The sequence below is a fragment of the Streptomyces sp. NPDC044984 genome (assembly GCF_040646935.1).
Taxonomy (GTDB): Bacteria; Actinomycetota; Actinomycetes; order Streptomycetales; family Streptomycetaceae; genus Streptomyces.
In genome coordinates, this window is record NZ_JBEZBE010000023.1 from 108,989 (window position 1) to 124,255 (window position 15,267).

A 15,267-nucleotide genomic window follows, 5' to 3' on the forward strand; every position below is an offset into this window, starting at 1 on the left:
CCGCGGGTACGATGACGATGCTTCGTACGTGATCAGCTGGCTTGAGGAGGGTTCATGGCTGGGGAGCCTCAGGACGACTGTCTGTTCTGCAAGATCGTGGACGGGAGCATTCCCGCGACGATCGTGCGGGAGACCGAGACCACCGTCGCGTTCCGGGACATCAACCCCCAGGCGCCCACCCATGTGCTGGTGATCCCGAAGGCGCACCACCGGGACGCCGCCGCCCTCGCCGCCGCCGCGCCCGAACTCGCCGCGGACGTGCTGCGGGAGACGCAGGCCGTCGCCGACGAGGAGAAGCTGGAGAGCTACCGGATCATCTTCAACACCGGCAGCGGCGCCGGCCAGACCGTCTGGCACGCGCACGCCCACGTCCTGGGCGGCCGCGGTCTCGAGTGGCCCCCCGGATAGGCAGCCTTGTCCGCACGCGAACTGGTGGTCCTCGGCACCGCCAGCCAGGTCCCCACCCGGCACCGCAACCACAACGGCTACCTGCTGCGCTGGGACGGCGAGGGCATCCTGTTCGACCCCGGCGAGGGCACCCAGCGCCAGATGCTGCGCGCCGGGGTGGCCGTCCACGACCTGAACCGGATCTGTGTCACCCACTTCCACGGCGACCACTCCCTCGGTCTCGCCGGGGTGATCCAGCGGATCAACCTCGACAAGGTGCCGCACGAGATCACCGCCCACTACCCGCGCTCCGGGCAGCGCTTCTTCGACCGTCTGCGGTACGCCACCGCCTACCGCGAGACGGTCGCCCTCACCGAGGCCCCGGCCGACACCGACGGCCCCCTCGCCCGTACCCCCGGATACACGCTGGAGGCGCGGAAGCTCTCCCACCCCGTCGAGGCGTACGGCTACCGGCTCGTCGAACCCGACGGCCGGCGCATGCTGCCCGACCGGCTGGCCGCGCACGGCATCAAGGGCCCGGACGTCGGCCGCATCCTGCGCGAGGGCACGCTCGACGGGGTCCCGCTGGAGGAGGTCAGCGAGGTGCGGCGCGGGCAGCGGTTCGCGTTCGTCATGGACACCCGGCTGTGCGACGGGGTGTACGCGCTCGCCGAGGGCTGCGACATGCTGGTCATCGAGTCGACGTTCCTCGACGAGGACGAGGCGCTCGCCGTCGACTTCGGTCATCTGACCGCAGGGCAGGCGGCCCGCGTGGCGCGCGACGCGGGCGTACGGCACCTCGTCCTCACCCACTTCAGCCAGCGCTACTCCGACCCGGAGGAGTTCGAGCGGCAGGCGCGGGCGGCCGGGTACGAGGGCGAGCTGACCGTGGCACGGGACCTGCAACGGGTGGCGCTTCCGAAGCGTCGGTGAAACCGCCGTACGATGTTTCGATGTCCGTACCGAAAGCCGAACTGCACCTTCACATCGAAGGCACCCTGGAGCCCGAGCTGGCCTTCGCGCTCGCCGCGCGCAACGGCGTCGAGCTGCCCTACGCCGACACCGACGCGCTCCGTGAGGCGTACCGCTTCGAGGACCTGCAGTCCTTCCTGAACCTGTACTACGAACTCATGGCCGTCCTGCGCACCGAGCGGGACTTCGAGGACCTCGCCGACGCCTATCTCGCCCGCGCCGCCGCGCAGGGCGTGCGGCACGCGGAGATCTTCTTCGATCCGCAGGCGCACCTGGCGCGCGGTGTCGGCATGGGCACCGTCGTCGAGGGGCTGTGGCGGGCGCTGGGCCGGAGCGAGGAGACGCACGGGGTCTCCACCCGGCTGATCATGTGCTTCCTGCGGGACGAGTCCGCCGAGTCGGCCCTGGCCACCCTGGACGCCGCGAAGCCGTACCTGGACCGGATCACCGGCGTCGGGCTCGACTCGGCCGAGGTCGGGCACCCGCCGGTGAAGTTCCGCGAGGTGTACGAGGCCGCCGCCGCGCTGGGGCTGCGGCGGGTCGCTCACGCGGGGGAGGAGGGGCCGCCGGAGTACATCACCGAGGCGCTGGACGTCCTCGGTGTGGAACGGGTCGACCACGGGCTGCGCTGCGTGGAGGACCCGGCGCTGGTGGAGCGGCTGGTGCGGGAACGCGTGCCGCTGACGCTGTGCCCGCTGTCCAACGTGCGGCTGCGCACGGTCGACGTCCTTGCCGATCATCCGCTGCCGGCGATGCTCGAGGCGGGGCTGATGTGCACGGTCAACTCCGACGACCCGGCGTACTTCGGCGGCTACGCCGGGGACAACTTCGACGCGGTGCGCGAGGCCCTGGGCCTCGGCCCGGAGCGGCTGCGCGAGCTGGCCCGCAACTCGTTCCTGGCCTCCTTCCTGGAGGACGACGAGGAGCGGCGTGCGCGGTACCTCGCGGAGGTGGAGGCGTACGACTTCGGCTGACCGCATGGCTGCACAGCTGCGGGCAGCCGTGCCGACGCAGCTGCGGGCAGTCGTGCCGCTGGGGCGGCGCCCACCCCCCCCAGCTGCGGGCAGTCGTGCCGCTGGGGCGGCACGGGTGGGCGCAGCGGCACCCGGCAAGCGCCGGCGAGTGAACCCACCCCCGCTCAGCTGAAGCCGGCGTTGTCGTGAGCCGGGGGTGTCGCGCGGCCCGGCGCTCATGGGGTGCCGTCGCGCCCACCCGTGCCGCCCTGCGGCACGATTGCCCGCGGGAACGGGGGAACGGGGGAACGGGGGAACGCGGGAGTGCGGGAACGGGGGAGCGGGGGAGTGTGGGAACGGGGGAGCGGGGGAGCGGGAGGTCTCAGTGGGCGGCGCCCGGTGCCCGGGTCGCCGCTGCCGTGTCGTAGGTGACCTGGGCCGGGGCCGGGGTGCCGTCGAGGGGGATCTCGACCACCGGCTGTTCCGGGGCGCCGACCTCGGGGACCGTGCCCGTCGGGGTGCCCGGCGCCGCCGCGATCACCGCCGCCGGGTGGCCGCCGCGACGGCGGACCGCGCCCGGCAGCAGCGGGCGTCCGCCGGTGTGCAGGGCGACGGCGGTCATCGGCAGCGCGACCAGCAGCAGACCGGTGGCGAGCACCGTGCCCATCACCGGGAACCCGGCCTGCGCGGACAGCACGCTGCCGGTCAGCGGCCCCGCGGCGGTCCCCAGGGACGACGCCGAGCCGACCAGCACGGCCCAGCGCCCCCGCGGGTCCAGCGAGGCCGCCAGCCCGATCAGATACGAAAGCACCACCGGGTAGATCGTGTTCCAGGCGATCTCACCGGCGGCGAAGCTGCCCAGACCGGTCGCGGAGGCGCTGAGCGCGATGCAGCCGGCGATGAGGACCGTGCCGCCGCCGATGGGCAGCGCCCGCCCCAGCCGCGACCCCAGCGCGCCCGCGCCCAGCACACCCAGCAGTCCGGCGCCCAGCGCCACCGCGAAGACGACCCCCACGGTCGCCTCGGAGAGGTGCGCCTGGCCGACTCCGATGCGTCCGCTCACGCCCCACAGCGCGTTCTGGGCGAGCGACCACAGCAGCATGGCGCCGGCGAGGACCAGCCCCGAACGCCGGTGCGGCAGACGGGTGGTGGCGCCGCCGGGTGCGGTACGGCGCGGGCCGGGCGTGCCGGCCGGCAGTCGCGAGGTCAGCGGCCACACGGCCAGCGCGGTGAGGGCGATGGCGGCCAGGGTGAGCCCGTGTCCCGGAAGGTGCGGCACCGTCAGGTACACCACGCCCGCGAGCGCGGAGACGCTGAGCAGTCCGAGGGCGGACGCCCGGTGCGGGTCCCGTTCGGCGGCGATCCGGGTGGCGGCCACCGTGGTGGCCGTACCCGAGCCGAACCCGCCGATCATCGCGCCGGCGACGACGGCCGGTACGGCGGTGGTGAGGGCGGCCCCGCCGTAGCCGACGGCGGCCAGCAGCAGGCCCAGCCGGGCCAGGGTCCGTGCCCCGACCCGCTCCACGCGCGACGCCAGCAGGAACCCGGCGGTCGCGGAACTCAGCAGCAGCGCGCTGCCGACGGCTCCCGCCTGGGTGGCGGAGAGGCCGAGGCCGCGTTCCAGCCGGCCGACGGTGGTCGGCAGCAGGTACGGGGCGAGGTACCCGGCCGTGAAAAGGGCGACGAGGGGCCAGGGGGTGGTGCGGGGGGCGAACACGGGCGTTCCCGGGGCGTGCGGAAGGGACGGTGCGGTGACCGTGGGAAGGGAGGGGGCGACGACCGTCGACGGACAGGAGCGCGCGGGCAATTTGTATCAAGTGAGGGGAGGGCGACGGGAGCGCGCAAGGTGTGATCTGAATCACTCTTACGTTTGAGGTCCCGGAAGGTTGGGAAAAGGCGTCCGCTACCGCCAGTGGACGGCCCCGCCACCTGCGGGAATCGTCGTCTCCACCTTCGTCCGGATCTCCCGCATCACGGCGACGATCCGCTCCTCCCGCTCCGGCGTCAGCCGGGCCACCGGCACCGAGCAGCTGATGGCGTCCTGTGCGGGGGAGGCGTACCGCAGGGCGAACCCGAAGCCGACGATCCCGGGCACGCCCTCCTCGCGGTCCACGGAGTAACCGCGCTCCCGCACCCCGGCCAGATCGGCGGCCAGCGACTCCCGCGAGGTGTGCGTGTTCGGTGTGGCCGCCTCGTACGGTCCCTCGGGCAGCTCCTCGTCCGGCCGTTCCGCCAGCAGCGCCTTGCCGAGCGCGCCCACGTGCGCCGGCAGCCGCCGTCCCACCCTGCTGATCGTCCTCAGGTACTCGTGCGACTCGCGGGTCGCCAGGTACGCCACGTCGTGGCCGTCCAGCCGCCCCATGTGGATCGTCTCGCCCAGCGCGTCGGACGCCTCGTCCAGATACGGGCGCACGGCCCGCACGCGCGGGTCCGAGTCGAGGTAGCTGGTGCCGGTGAGCAGGGCGCGGATGCCGATGCCGTACAGCGAGCCGGTGACGTCGGTGCGGACCCAGCCGCGCGCGATCAGGGTCTGCAGCAGCGCGTACATCGAGCTGCGCGGCACCTCCAGCGCGTCCGCCAGTTCCTGGAGGCGCGCCGGGCGGTCGCCGCGCGCGGCGAGCAGTTCCAGTACCTCCATCGTGCGCGCGGCGGACTTCACCTCGCGCACGCCCCCTGTCTCCGGCATGCGCCGATCGTAGTCCGGCCGTAGTCCGGCGGGAGGAGACCCGTACCGGGCCATTGACGGTTCTCGTTCGCCTACTTAACCTTCATTTTCATACATGGACCACGTCTACATGGGGAGATGAGTGAGGGTGAGTCCCGATACGGACCCGAGCGGTACGGCCGCCGTGGCGCGGCGCCTGAAGGACGGGATGGCGAACGGGGTGCTGTCCTTCCCGCTCACCGCCTTCCACGAGGACGGCTCCCTCGACCCGGACGGCTTCCGCGCCTACGTCGCCGAACGGATCGCCACCGCCCCCGGCGCCGTCTTCCCCGCCTGCGGCACCGGCGAGTTCTTCTCCCTGGACGAGGACGAGTACCGGCAGGTCGTCACCATCACCGTCGAGGAGAGCGCCGGCCGGGTACCGGTCGTCGCCGGCACCGGCTACGGGTGGGCCCAGGCCACCCGGTTCGCGCGCATCGCCGAGGACGCCGGCGCCGACGCCCTCCTCGTCCTGCCGCACTACCTCGTCACCGCCCCGCAGGACGGCCTCGTCGCCCAGCTCGAAGCCGTCGCCGCCCGCACCCGGCTGCCGCTGATCACCTACCAGCGCGGCCAGGTCGCCTACACCGCCGACTCGCTGCGGCGGATCGCCGCCCTGCCGAACGTCATCGGCCTCAAGGACGGCCACAGCGACCTCGACCGGCTGCAGCGCCTCACCCTCGCCGCCCCCGAGGACTTCCTCTTCTTCAACGGCGCCGCCACCGCCGAGATCCAGGCCCGCGCCTACGCCGCCGTCGGCGTCCCCGCCTACTCCTCCGCCGTCCACGCCTTCGCCCCCGAGATCGCGACCGCCTGCTTCACCGCCCTGCGCGACGGCGACCACAACACCGTCGACAAGCTGCTGCGCGACTTCTACGTGCCGTTCGTCGAACTGCGCGACCGCGTCCCCGGATACGCGGTGTCGCTGGTGAAGGCGGCGGCCCGGCTGCGCGGACGCCCCGTGGGCCCCGTGCGCGCCCCCCTCACCGACCCCACGCCCGGCGACCTCGCCGACCTGCGCGCCCTGCTCACCGCCGGACTCGACCTCGTAGGAGCCGCCCTGTGACCACACCGACCTCCCGCGACCTGACCGTCACCGAGGTCCGCCTCACGCCGATCCTCGTCGCCGACCCGCCCCTGCTCAACACCCAGGGCGTCCACCAGCCGTACACCCCCCGCCTGATCGTCGAGGTGGTCACCGCCGACGGCACCACCGGCCTCGGCGAGACCTACGGCGACACCAAGTACCTGGACCTGGCGCGGCCCCTCGCGGACCGGCTCGTCGGCCGCCGGGTCAGCGACCTGAACCGGCTGTTCACCGAGGCCGACGAGGTGGCCGTCGACGCCTCCCGGGTCTCCGGCCAGGTCGACGTCGGCGGACTGCGCGGCGTGCAGACCGCCGACAAGCTGCGCCTGTCCGTGCTCTCCGCCTTCGAGGTCGCCTGCCTCGACGCCCTCGGCAAGAGCCTCGGCCTGCCCGTGCACGCCCTGCTCGGCGGCAAGGTGCGCGACGCCGTCGAGTACAGCGCGTACCTCTTCTACAAGTGGGCCGGCCACCCCGAGGGCGTCACCGCCGAGAAGGACGACTGGGGCGCCGCCCTCGACCCGGCCGGCGTCGTCGCACAGGCCCGGACCTTCACGGAGCGGTACGGCTTCACCTCCTTCAAGCTCAAGGGCGGCGTCTTCCCGCCCGACGAGGAGATCGCGGCCGTACGCGCCCTCGCCGCCGCGTTCCCCGGACACCCCCTGCGCCTCGACCCCAACGGCGCCTGGTCGGTGGAGACCTCGCTGAGGGTGGCCGGGGAACTCGGGGACGTCCTCGAGTACCTGGAGGACCCCGCGCTCGGCACCCCCGCCATGGCCGAGGTCGCCGCCCGCACCGACGTGCCGCTCGCCACCAACATGTGCGTCACGACGTTCGCCGAGATCGAGGAGGCCTTCACCCGGAACGCCGTCCAGGTCGTCCTCTCCGACCACCACTACTGGGGCGGACTGCGCAACACCCAGCAGCTCGCCGCGATCTGCCGCACCTTCGGCGTCGGCGTCTCCATGCACTCCAACACCCACCTGGGCATCAGCCTCGCCGCGATGACCCACGTCGCGGCCACCGTGCCCGACCTCCACCACGCCTGCGACTCCCACTACCCCTGGCAGTCGGAGGACGTCCTCACCGAACGCCTCGCCTTCGAGAACGGCGCCGTGCGGGTCTCCGACGCGCCCGGCCTCGGCGTCGAGCTCGACCGCGACCGGCTGGCGGTCCTCCACCAGCGGTGGCTCGACGACGACGGCTCCCTGCGCGACCGCGACGACGCGGCCGCCATGCGCGTCGCCGACCCGGACTGGACCACACCGGCCGTGCCGCGCTGGTGATCCCCCAGGAGTGAACCTGGAGTGACGGCGGTCACGTTGTCGGTGGCGTGGTGCACACTGGCTGAAACCGCACCACGTCAGGGAGCGCACCGTGATGGCGTCCACCAGGAAGGCACGCGTCGAGGGACCGCACTGCTCGTCCCAGATCGATCCCCTCGCCGCCCTGCGCGCACCGGGCGACCCGCCCTGGGACGTCTACCTCACCGGCACCGTCTTCCTCGACATCGTCTTCACCGGGCTCGGCTCCGCCCCGGTGCGCGGGACCGAGTCCTGGGCGCGCGGGATGGGGTCGAGCCCCGGCGGCGTCGCCAACATGGCGACCGCGCTGGCCCGCCTCGGCCTGCGCACCTCCCTCGCGGCGGCCTTCGGCGACGACCACTACGGCGAGTACTGCTGGGACGCGCTGGAGCAGGGCGAGGGCATCGACCTCTCCCTCTCGCGCACGGTCCCCGGCTGGCACTCGCCGGTCACCGTCTCCATGGCCTACGACGGCGAGCGCACGATGGTCTCCCACGGCCACGAACCTCCCCCCGAGGAACCGGCCCCCGACTGCCCGCCCCGCGCGCGGGCCGCCGTCGCCTCCCTCACACCCGGCCGCGGCGCCCCCTGGATCGAGCAGGCCGCGCGCAAGGGCGCCCGCATCTTCGGTGACGTCGGCTGGGACGACACCGGGGCGTGGGACCTGGCCGCGCTGCCCGACCTGCGGCACTGCGAGGCGTTCCTGCCGAACGCGGAGGAGGCGATGCGGTACACCCGCACCGACTGCCCCCGCGCGGCGGCGCACGCCCTCACCGAGCACGTGCCGGTCGCGGTGGTCACCCTCGGCGCGGAGGGCGCGTACGCGGTGGACCGGCGTACGGGGGAGACCGCGTCGGTGCCGGCGATCGACGTCGAGGCGCTCGATCCGACCGGGGCGGGGGACGTGTTCGTCGCCGGGTTCGTCACGGGGACGCTGGCGGGGTGGCCGCTGGCCGACCGGCTCGCCTTCGCGGGGCTCACGGCGGCGTTGTCCGTCCAGGAGTTCGGGGGATCGCTGTCGGCGCCCGGGTGGACGGAGATCGGGGCGTGGTGGCGCAGGGTGCGGTCGGTCGAGGGGCAGGACCCCTCGGCGCTGCGGCGGTACGAGTTCCTGGCGGGGCTGGTCTCGGGGGAACTGGCGCGGCCGTGGCCGCTGCGGAGAGCCGTGCCGACCATCGGCTTCCGCCGGTCGGCTTGACGACGGGGGCCGCTGCAAGGGCTCGGCCCCCGCACCCCCGTGTCGGGGCCCCGCCCCCACACCCCCGCCAGAGGGCTCCCGCCCCCTGGACCCCCGGCCTGTGCCCACCCACCACCCGACTCGGTCGGCCGAGAAGCGGACCATGGGTTCGGGACACGGTCCCGACTCGGTCGGTTAAAAGCCCTACGGGCTTGTCACCCCTCCGTCGTACCCTGGGAATCGCGAGGCCGCCCTCCGCAGCGCGGCCGTGACGAGGAGGATCCGCAGGCCTTCAGAGCCGGCCCATGACTCAGACACCCACAGCTCACACCCCCGCGCAGGGGCAGGCGAGAGTGCAGTTCACCGTCCCCGCCCAGCACCCCATGGTGACCGTGCTGGGTTCCGGAGACGCCCTCCTGCGCGTGATCGAGAAGGCCTTCCCGGGGGCCGACATCCACGTCCGGGGCAATGAGATCAGCGCGGTCGGCGACGCTACCGAGGTCGCCCTCATTTCGCGCGTGTTCGACGAGATGATGCTGGTGCTCCGCACCGGGCAGCCGATGACGGAGGACGCAGTGGAACGCTCGATCGCCATGCTCAAGGCGAGCGAGAACGGGGAGAGCGACGGCCAGGAGACCCCGGCCCAGGTGCTCACGCAGAACATCCTGTCCTCGCGCGGCCGCACGATCCGCCCTAAGACGCTCAACCAGAAGCGCTACGTGGACGCGATCGACAAGCACACCATCGTCTTCGGCATCGGCCCGGCGGGCACCGGCAAGACCTACCTCGCCATGGCCAAGGCGGTGCAGGCCCTGCAGTCCAAGCAGGTCAACCGCATCATCCTGACCCGTCCGGCGGTCGAGGCCGGCGAGCGGCTCGGATTCCTCCCGGGCACGCTCTACGAGAAGATCGACCCGTACCTGCGCCCGCTGTACGACGCGCTGCACGACATGCTCGACCCCGACTCGATCCCGCGCCTGATGGCGGCCGGGACCATCGAGGTCGCGCCGCTGGCGTACATGCGCGGCCGGACGCTGAACGACGCCTTCATCATTCTCGACGAGGCCCAGAACACCAGCCCCGAGCAGATGAAGATGTTCCTCACCCGCCTCGGCTTCGACTCGAAGATAGTCATCACGGGTGACGTCACACAGGTCGACCTGCCCGACGGCACCAAGTCCGGGCTGCGGCAGGTGCAGGACATCCTGGAGGGCCTGGACGACGTCCACTTCTCCCGGCTGTCGTCCCACGACGTCGTCCGGCACAAGCTGGTGGGCCGTATCGTCGACGCGTACGAGCAGTACGACAGCCAGCACGGCACCCAGAACGGCACCCACAAGGGCGGCCGGGGTAAGTCCGGGCACAAGGGGAAGTAGACCGAGCACCAGATGTCGATCGACGTCAACAACGAGTCCGGAACCGAGGTCGACGAGCAGGCGATCCTCGACATCGCCCGCTACGCGCTCGCACGGATGCGCATCCACCCGCTCTCCGAACTCTCGGTGATCGTCGTGGACACGGGCGCCATGGAGCAGCTCCACATCCAGTGGATGGACCTGCCCGGGCCGACGGACGTCATGTCGTTCCCGATGGACGAGCTGCGGCCCCCGTCCAAGGACGACGACGAGCCCCCGCAGGGGCTGCTCGGCGACATCGTGCTCTGCCCCGAGGTCGCCGCCAAGCAGGGTGAGGAAGCGCCGACGCGGCACACCATGGACGAGGAGCTCCAGCTGCTCACCGTCCACGGTGTGCTGCACCTGCTGGGCTACGACCACGAGGAACCGGACGAGAAGGCCGAGATGTTCGGCCTGCAGGCCGCCATCGTGGACGGCTGGCGCGCGGAGAAGGGCCTCACCGGCCCGTCCCCGGCCCCGACCGTGTCATGAGTCCGACACTCGTCCTCGGCGCGATCGCCCTGGTGGTCGTGGCCTGGCTGGCCGCCTGTGCGGAGGCCGGCCTCGCCCGCGTCTCCAGCTTCCGCGCCGAGGAGGCCGTACGCTCCGGCCGCCGGGGCGGCGCCAGGCTCGTGCAGATCGCCGACGACCCCACCCGCTACCTCAACGTGGCGCTGCTGGTCCGCGTCGTCTGCGAGATGGCGGCCGCCTCCCTGATCACCTACGGCTGTCTGCGCGAGTTCGACGGGACCGCCGAGGCGCTGCTGATCGCCATCGCGATCATGGTCCTCGTCTCGTACGTCGCCGTCGGGGTCTCCCCGCGCACTATCGGCCGCCAGCACCCGCTGAACACCGCCACGGCCGCCGCGTACGTCCTGCTGCCGCTGGCGAGGGTCATGGGGCCGGTCCCGTCGCTCCTCATCCTCATCGGCAACGCGCTCACCCCCGGCAAGGGCTTCCGGCGCGGACCCTTCGCCTCCGAGGCGGAGCTGCGCGCGATGGTCGACCTCGCGGAGAAGGAGTCGCTGATCGAGGACGAGGAGCGCCGCATGGTGCACTCGGTCTTCGAACTGGGCGACACGCTCGTGCGCGAGGTCATGGTGCCGCGCACCGACCTCGTGGTGATCGAGCGGTACAAGACCATCCGCCAGGCCCTCACCCTCGCCCTGCGCTCCGGTTTCTCCCGCATCCCGGTGACCGGCGAGAGCGAGGACGACATCGTCGGGATCGTCTACCTCAAGGACCTGGCCCGCAAGACGCACATCAGCCGGGACGCCGAGAGCGAACTGGTGTCCACGGCGATGCGCCCCGCCTTCTTCGTGCCCGACACCAAGAACGCGGGCGACCTGCTGCGCGAGATGCAGAAGGAACGCAACCACGTCGCCGTCGCCGTCGACGAGTACGGCGGCACCGCGGGCATCGTCACCATCGAGGACATCCTCGAGGAGATCGTCGGCGAGATCACCGACGAGTACGACCGTGAGCTGCCGCCCGTGGAGGAGCTGGGCGAGGACCGCTACCGGGTCACCGCCCGCCTCGACATCACCGACCTGGGCGAGCTGTACGGCCTGGAGGAGTACGACGACGAGGACGTCGAGACCGTCGGCGGGCTGCTCGCCAAGCACCTCGGCCGGGTGCCGATCGCGGGCGCCTCGTCCGTGGTCGCGCTCCCCGACGCACGCGGGCTGCGGCTCACGGCCGAGGCGTCGGCCGGGCGCCGGAACAAGATCGTGACGGTGCTGGTGGAGCCGGTGGCCCCGGCGGACGAGGAGGAGAAGCCGGAGTGACCCCGCAGGAGCTGCGCACCCTGTGCCTGTCCTTCAACGCGACGGTGGAGGAGTTCCCCTTCAACCCGGAGACCTCGGTCTTCAAGGTCCTGGGCAAGCTCTTCGCCCTGGCGGACCTGGACGCGCGGCCCCTCAAGGTCAACCTCAAGTGCGACCCGGAGGACGCGATCCGGCTCCGCGCCGAGCACCCGGACCTGATCGTCCCGGGCTGGCACATGAACAAGCGCCACTGGAACACGGTGACGGTCGACGGAACGCTTTCGGACAGCCTGGTCCGGGAGCTGGTCGAGGACTCGTACGACCTGGTCGTGGCGGGACTGCCGAGGGCGGAGCGGCTGCGGCTCGACCGGGCGTGACGTACGCGGACGTGCTCCCGGCGCGTACCGAATTGGCCCGACTGGGCCCTCGCCAACGCCGGGGCACGACGGCAGAATGTACTCACGGTGCGCTACGACGCCACCGCTCCGGGCCGCCTGCCAGGGAAACTCGGAGCGGAAGCGTCTTCCTACGGCGTCCGCCGCTCTCGGCCCCGGCCGCTCAGGTCGGGGCTGACTGCTGTCACACGAACGGGAGAACCCACTCGTCGACGATCGTGTGGATCGCGATGAGGAGGTTGATCAGCGGGAGGGCCAGGGCCACCCGCTCACCCCACGTGCGCTCGACTCGCTCGGGGCGGCGCTCTCCTTCCTCTTCCTGTCGGTCCGACATCGGTGACCGGCTCCTTTCGGCTCCGTCCGTCGCCGTGTCCCGGCGAGCCGCGAACGGGCGGTGTCAGGAGTAAGGCTGACGGCTTCGACGTGTACTCACGGTGTCCGCCGGGCGTCCTGATGGCTGATCAACTCCCTTGCTCATGCGGGCTGTTCGACAAGCGTTACGCTGGACAGCGTAACCTGGCGGGTGCTCATTGGACAGTGCCTGTTGGAAGTCGGCCATGCGAAACGTTTGGAAAGGTCTGTCCGATGTGCAACATGGCAGATTGCAGGGAGCCCGAGTGCGGGTATGCGCCCGCTGTGGTACTCCTCTTCCTGGATCGATGTGCGGTCACCGATTCGATGCTTCACTCTCGAAAGGTCTCGATGAGTAATATGCACATCTGCTATGTTGCACAACGCTGGATCCGATGGGGGGTGGAGCAATCATGGCCGTGACAAGTGCGGCGTTGCTGCGCCTGCGGCTGCGCACCGAACTCCGCAAGGCCCGCATGGCCGCTGGCCTGACACAGCGTGAGGTCGCCGACCGGATGGAGTGGAGTCCGTCCAAGCTCATCCGTATCGAGGCGGGCGAAGTCGGCATCTCGGTCAACGACCTGCGTCCGCTCGCAGCCACCTACGGGATCACGGACCGGCGCAAGCTCGAAGAGCTGCTGGACATGGCCCGGGGCAGTCGGCGGATGCCGTTCACCGAGTACCGGGACCTCTACGGCAAGGACTTCCTGCAGTTCCTCGCCCTGGAGTCGGCCGCCTGGATCAACCGTCAGTACAGTTCGCTCGCCATCCCCGGCCTGCTGCAGACCGAGGAGTACATGCGCGCCGTGATGCAGTCGTTCGGCAAGGACGCGTCGGAAGAGCGCATCGAGCGCGGCGTCGAGGCCCGGCTGGCCCGGCAGGACCTGCTGGAGGAGTCCGACGGGCGTGAGTTCTTCTTCATCCTGGACGAATCGGTGGTGCGCCGGCTGACCGGAGGCCGAGGGGTGATGCGGACGCAGCTGGAGCACCTGGCCGATCTGTCCACGCGCGACCACATCACGATCCAGATCCTGCCGTTCAGTGTGGGCGCCCACCCCGGTATCCACGGGCCCTTCACGCTGTTCGAATTCCAGGCCGAGGAGATGGAGGACACCCTCTTCATCGAGGATTCGCGGGGAGACACCTATCCCGGAGGCTCCGCGGAGGAGACCAGGCGTTACCTGGAGCGCTTCTGGGAGCTCGAGGACCTGGCGCTCAAGGACGGGGTGGACGTGGTGCTCCGCCGCCTTGCGGAGCGTGTCGTCGAAGGAGGGGGCGAACTGGAGGATCTGCTGCAGCAGGAACCTGCCTGATCCGTCGCATGCCCGCCAACTTCCGGTAGGACTCGGTAAGTTGGCGGAATTGCCATGCTCGAATGCATGGCCGATCCAGATATTCTGGGTCTGCTGCTGCGTGTCCCCGCGACAGCTGTACGGGGGCACCCCGGCTGGACCGTCCGCGACCGGGGTGGAGGTTGAGGGTGAGTGGGTCATGGGCATGGCGTAAGAGCAGCCGTAGCACCGAGGCGGGGAGCAACTGCGTCGAGGTCGCCCACACCGGCCGCATGGTCCTGGTCCGCGATTCGAAGCAGCGACACGGCGGCGTCATCGGTGTCACACCTGCCGCCTGGGACTCTTTCCTCTGCCGCCTCGCCGACGAGCCCGCAGCCCCGGGATGTCCTGAGTAGGGACGTGCCCCGGCCTGGTCCGCCCCGCCTCCTTATGCTCACCCCATGACTGAGAGCACCGACCTCACCCCCGAGGACCGCAAGATCGTCACCCTGGCCCGCTCCGCACGGGCCCGCAACGGTGTGCCCGAGGGCGCCGCCGTGCGGGACGAGACCGGCCGTACGTACGTCGCCGGGACCGTCGCCCTGGACTCCCTGAAGCTGAGCGCCCTCCAGACGGCGGTGGCGATGGCCGTGGCGTCCGGCGCGACGTCGCTGGAGGCGGCGGCCGTGGTGACGGAGGCGGAGTCGGCGTCGCCCGAGGACCGGGCGGCCGTACGGGACCTCGGCGGCCCCGCGACCCCGGTCCTGGTGGCCGGTACGGACGGCGCGGTCCGGGAGACGGTCACCGCGGGCTGAGAGCGTGCGGGCCCTCGTCTGTTACCAGCGGTAAACAGGCCGGAATTCAACCTTGTCGCGCGCTGCCTCTCGCGCATCAATGAAACCCGTCGGCGCTGACGGCACGTCAGCGCCGACGGGATCACGGCGGGTCCGGACCCACGTTGCCGAGCAGTCCCCCCACGGAATTCCCCCCACACGGAAAGGGACCGGAATCCTATGAGAGGCAAGCGAATCGGAACGGGCGCGTCGCTGGTGGCAGGGGCCCTCGCGGTCTGCGGGCTCGTCTTCGCCCCCACCGCCGCCGCCGTCGCCCCCGGGTCGGCGACCGTCAACGCCGACTGCGGAAGCTGGGGCGGCGGCGACGCCACCCTCACGGCCACCCAGAACGGCACGTCCGCCACCGTCACCATCCGCACGTCCGCGGTCACCGCGCCCCTCGCGATCGGCCAGGACTCGCTGGTCTCGCGGCTCACCCTGGTCAAGGCCGGCGGCGGCACCACCGTTTTCAGGGGCACCGAGAACCCGGCCATGGCGACCGGCGACGCCCTCGAGGTCGGCCCGCTCACCGGCACCGTGGCCTCCGGCGACAGCCTGGAGGCCTTCGGCGGCACCCTGAGGGTGACCGCGTTCGGCTTCATCACCATCACCTGCACGGCGACCGCACCGCAGTCGCCTGGCCCGTTCGTCTTCGACTGATCCGGCCTGCGCACGG

General features: G+C 71.6%; 17 protein-coding genes. 14 read left to right on the forward strand and 3 right to left on the reverse strand.

Features of this window, described 5'->3' with window-relative positions; translation table 11 throughout:
• The first annotated feature begins 54 nt into the window (after positions 1 to 54).
• The 3 genes from AB0A94_RS24480 to AB0A94_RS24490 are packed head-to-tail and all read left to right on the forward strand — an operon-like array spanning position 55 to position 2,333.
• Entirely contained in the window at positions 55 to 408 is a 354-nt protein-coding gene (locus AB0A94_RS24480) for a histidine triad nucleotide-binding protein (RefSeq protein WP_361747554.1), read from the forward strand.
• Between the two features lie 6 nt (positions 409 to 414).
• Complete coding sequence (locus AB0A94_RS24485; protein WP_361747557.1) at positions 415 to 1,320, forward strand: ribonuclease Z; 906 nt, start codon at positions 415 to 417, stop codon at positions 1,318 to 1,320.
• Between the two features lie 20 nt (positions 1,321 to 1,340).
• Positions 1,341 to 2,333, forward strand: coding sequence for an adenosine deaminase (locus AB0A94_RS24490; RefSeq protein WP_361747559.1), 993 nt, complete (start codon positions 1,341 to 1,343; stop codon positions 2,331 to 2,333).
• Positions 2,334 to 2,694: 361 nt separating this feature from the next.
• On the opposite strand, the gene AB0A94_RS24495 is transcribed toward AB0A94_RS24490, so the two are convergent.
• Complete coding sequence (locus AB0A94_RS24495; RefSeq protein ID WP_361747561.1) at positions 2,695 to 4,029, reverse strand: MFS transporter; 1,335 nt, start codon at positions 4,027 to 4,029, stop codon at positions 2,695 to 2,697.
• A 186-nt stretch (positions 4,030 to 4,215) separates the two neighbouring features.
• Positions 4,216 to 4,998 carry an IclR family transcriptional regulator gene (locus tag AB0A94_RS24500; RefSeq protein WP_217127867.1) on the reverse strand — a complete coding sequence of 261 codons (783 nt, stop codon included), beginning with the start codon at positions 4,996 to 4,998 and terminating at the stop codon, positions 4,216 to 4,218.
• A 187-nt stretch (positions 4,999 to 5,185) separates the two neighbouring features.
• Between AB0A94_RS24500 and AB0A94_RS24505 the strand changes: the two genes are divergently transcribed.
• The 7 genes from AB0A94_RS24505 (at position 5,186) to AB0A94_RS24535 (ending at position 12,118) form a co-directional block, all read left to right on the forward strand.
• Positions 5,186 to 6,082, forward strand: coding sequence for a 5-dehydro-4-deoxyglucarate dehydratase (locus AB0A94_RS24505; protein ID WP_361747622.1), 897 nt, complete (start codon positions 5,186 to 5,188; stop codon positions 6,080 to 6,082).
• Positions 6,079 to 7,386 carry a glucarate dehydratase family protein gene (locus AB0A94_RS24510; RefSeq protein WP_361747563.1) on the forward strand — a complete coding sequence of 436 codons (1,308 nt, stop codon included), beginning with the start codon at positions 6,079 to 6,081 and terminating at the stop codon, positions 7,384 to 7,386. The genes AB0A94_RS24505 and AB0A94_RS24510 overlap by 4 nt, the downstream gene beginning before the upstream one ends.
• Positions 7,387 to 7,480: 94 nt before the next feature.
• On the forward strand, positions 7,481 to 8,602 hold the full coding sequence (locus AB0A94_RS24515) for a PfkB family carbohydrate kinase (protein ID WP_361747565.1): 1,122 nt from the start codon (positions 7,481 to 7,483) through the stop codon (positions 8,600 to 8,602).
• Between the two features lie 284 nt (positions 8,603 to 8,886).
• On the forward strand, positions 8,887 to 9,957 hold the full coding sequence (locus AB0A94_RS24520) for a PhoH family protein (RefSeq protein WP_361747566.1): 1,071 nt from the start codon (positions 8,887 to 8,889) through the stop codon (positions 9,955 to 9,957).
• A gap of 12 nt (positions 9,958 to 9,969) precedes the next feature.
• On the forward strand, positions 9,970 to 10,467 hold the full coding sequence (gene ybeY, locus AB0A94_RS24525; RefSeq protein WP_217127946.1) for an rRNA maturation RNase YbeY: 498 nt from the start codon (positions 9,970 to 9,972) through the stop codon (positions 10,465 to 10,467).
• The gene (locus AB0A94_RS24530) at positions 10,464 to 11,762 is read left to right on the forward strand and encodes a hemolysin family protein (RefSeq protein ID WP_361747568.1); all 1,299 of its coding nucleotides are present in this window, start codon (positions 10,464 to 10,466) and stop codon (positions 11,760 to 11,762) included. Before ybeY ends, AB0A94_RS24530 begins: the two co-directional genes overlap by 4 nt.
• Positions 11,759 to 12,118, forward strand: a complete 360-nt coding sequence (locus AB0A94_RS24535; RefSeq protein ID WP_361747570.1) for an MmcQ/YjbR family DNA-binding protein — start codon at positions 11,759 to 11,761, stop codon at positions 12,116 to 12,118. The genes AB0A94_RS24530 and AB0A94_RS24535 overlap by 4 nt, the downstream gene beginning before the upstream one ends.
• Positions 12,119 to 12,320: 202 nt before the next feature.
• On the opposite strand, the gene AB0A94_RS24540 is transcribed toward AB0A94_RS24535, so the two are convergent.
• A complete protein-coding gene (locus AB0A94_RS24540; protein WP_361747572.1) occupies positions 12,321 to 12,470 on the reverse strand; it encodes a hypothetical protein in 150 nt (49 codons plus the stop codon).
• 430 nt (positions 12,471 to 12,900) lie between these two features.
• Here AB0A94_RS24540 and AB0A94_RS24545 point away from each other — a divergent pair, with 430 nt between their 5' ends.
• The 4 genes from AB0A94_RS24545 (at position 12,901) to AB0A94_RS24560 (ending at position 15,251) form a co-directional block, all read left to right on the forward strand.
• The gene (locus AB0A94_RS24545) at positions 12,901 to 13,800 is read left to right on the forward strand and encodes a helix-turn-helix transcriptional regulator (protein ID WP_361747574.1); all 900 of its coding nucleotides are present in this window, start codon (positions 12,901 to 12,903) and stop codon (positions 13,798 to 13,800) included.
• 62 nt (positions 13,801 to 13,862) lie between these two features.
• Complete coding sequence (locus AB0A94_RS24550; RefSeq protein ID WP_361747576.1) at positions 13,863 to 14,174, forward strand: DUF397 domain-containing protein; 312 nt, start codon at positions 13,863 to 13,865, stop codon at positions 14,172 to 14,174.
• A 45-nt stretch (positions 14,175 to 14,219) separates the two neighbouring features.
• Positions 14,220 to 14,573 (forward strand): cytidine deaminase, encoded by a 354-nt coding sequence (locus AB0A94_RS24555; protein ID WP_361747578.1) that lies wholly within the window; start codon positions 14,220 to 14,222, stop codon positions 14,571 to 14,573.
• 198 nt (positions 14,574 to 14,771) lie between these two features.
• The gene (locus tag AB0A94_RS24560; RefSeq protein WP_361747579.1) at positions 14,772 to 15,251 is read left to right on the forward strand and encodes a hypothetical protein; all 480 of its coding nucleotides are present in this window, start codon (positions 14,772 to 14,774) and stop codon (positions 15,249 to 15,251) included.
• The last annotated feature ends 16 nt before the right edge of the window (positions 15,252 to 15,267 follow it).

Coding starts and splice junctions, on each gene's coding strand:
- AB0A94_RS24520 (WP_361747566.1), top strand. CDS start 8,887: ATGACTCAGACACCCACAGCTCACACCCCCGCGCAGGGGCAGGCGAGA.
- AB0A94_RS24550 (WP_361747576.1), top strand. CDS start 13,863: ATGCATGGCCGATCCAGATATTCTGGGTCTGCTGCTGCGTGTCCCCGC.
- AB0A94_RS24500 (WP_217127867.1), bottom strand. CDS start 4,998: ATGCCGGAGACAGGGGGCGTGCGCGAGGTGAAGTCCGCCGCGCGCACG.
- AB0A94_RS24505 (WP_361747622.1), top strand. CDS start 5,186: ATGGCGAACGGGGTGCTGTCCTTCCCGCTCACCGCCTTCCACGAGGAC.
- AB0A94_RS24545 (WP_361747574.1), top strand. CDS start 12,901: ATGGCCGTGACAAGTGCGGCGTTGCTGCGCCTGCGGCTGCGCACCGAA.
- AB0A94_RS24555 (WP_361747578.1), top strand. CDS start 14,220: ATGACTGAGAGCACCGACCTCACCCCCGAGGACCGCAAGATCGTCACC.
- AB0A94_RS24560 (WP_361747579.1), top strand. CDS start 14,772: ATGAGAGGCAAGCGAATCGGAACGGGCGCGTCGCTGGTGGCAGGGGCC.
- AB0A94_RS24480 (WP_361747554.1), top strand. CDS start 55: ATGGCTGGGGAGCCTCAGGACGACTGTCTGTTCTGCAAGATCGTGGAC.
- AB0A94_RS24490 (WP_361747559.1), top strand. CDS start 1,341: ATGTCCGTACCGAAAGCCGAACTGCACCTTCACATCGAAGGCACCCTG.
- AB0A94_RS24540 (WP_361747572.1), bottom strand. CDS start 12,470: ATGTCGGACCGACAGGAAGAGGAAGGAGAGCGCCGCCCCGAGCGAGTC.
- AB0A94_RS24530 (WP_361747568.1), top strand. CDS start 10,464: ATGAGTCCGACACTCGTCCTCGGCGCGATCGCCCTGGTGGTCGTGGCC.
- AB0A94_RS24515 (WP_361747565.1), top strand. CDS start 7,481: ATGGCGTCCACCAGGAAGGCACGCGTCGAGGGACCGCACTGCTCGTCC.
- ybeY (WP_217127946.1), top strand. CDS start 9,970: ATGTCGATCGACGTCAACAACGAGTCCGGAACCGAGGTCGACGAGCAG.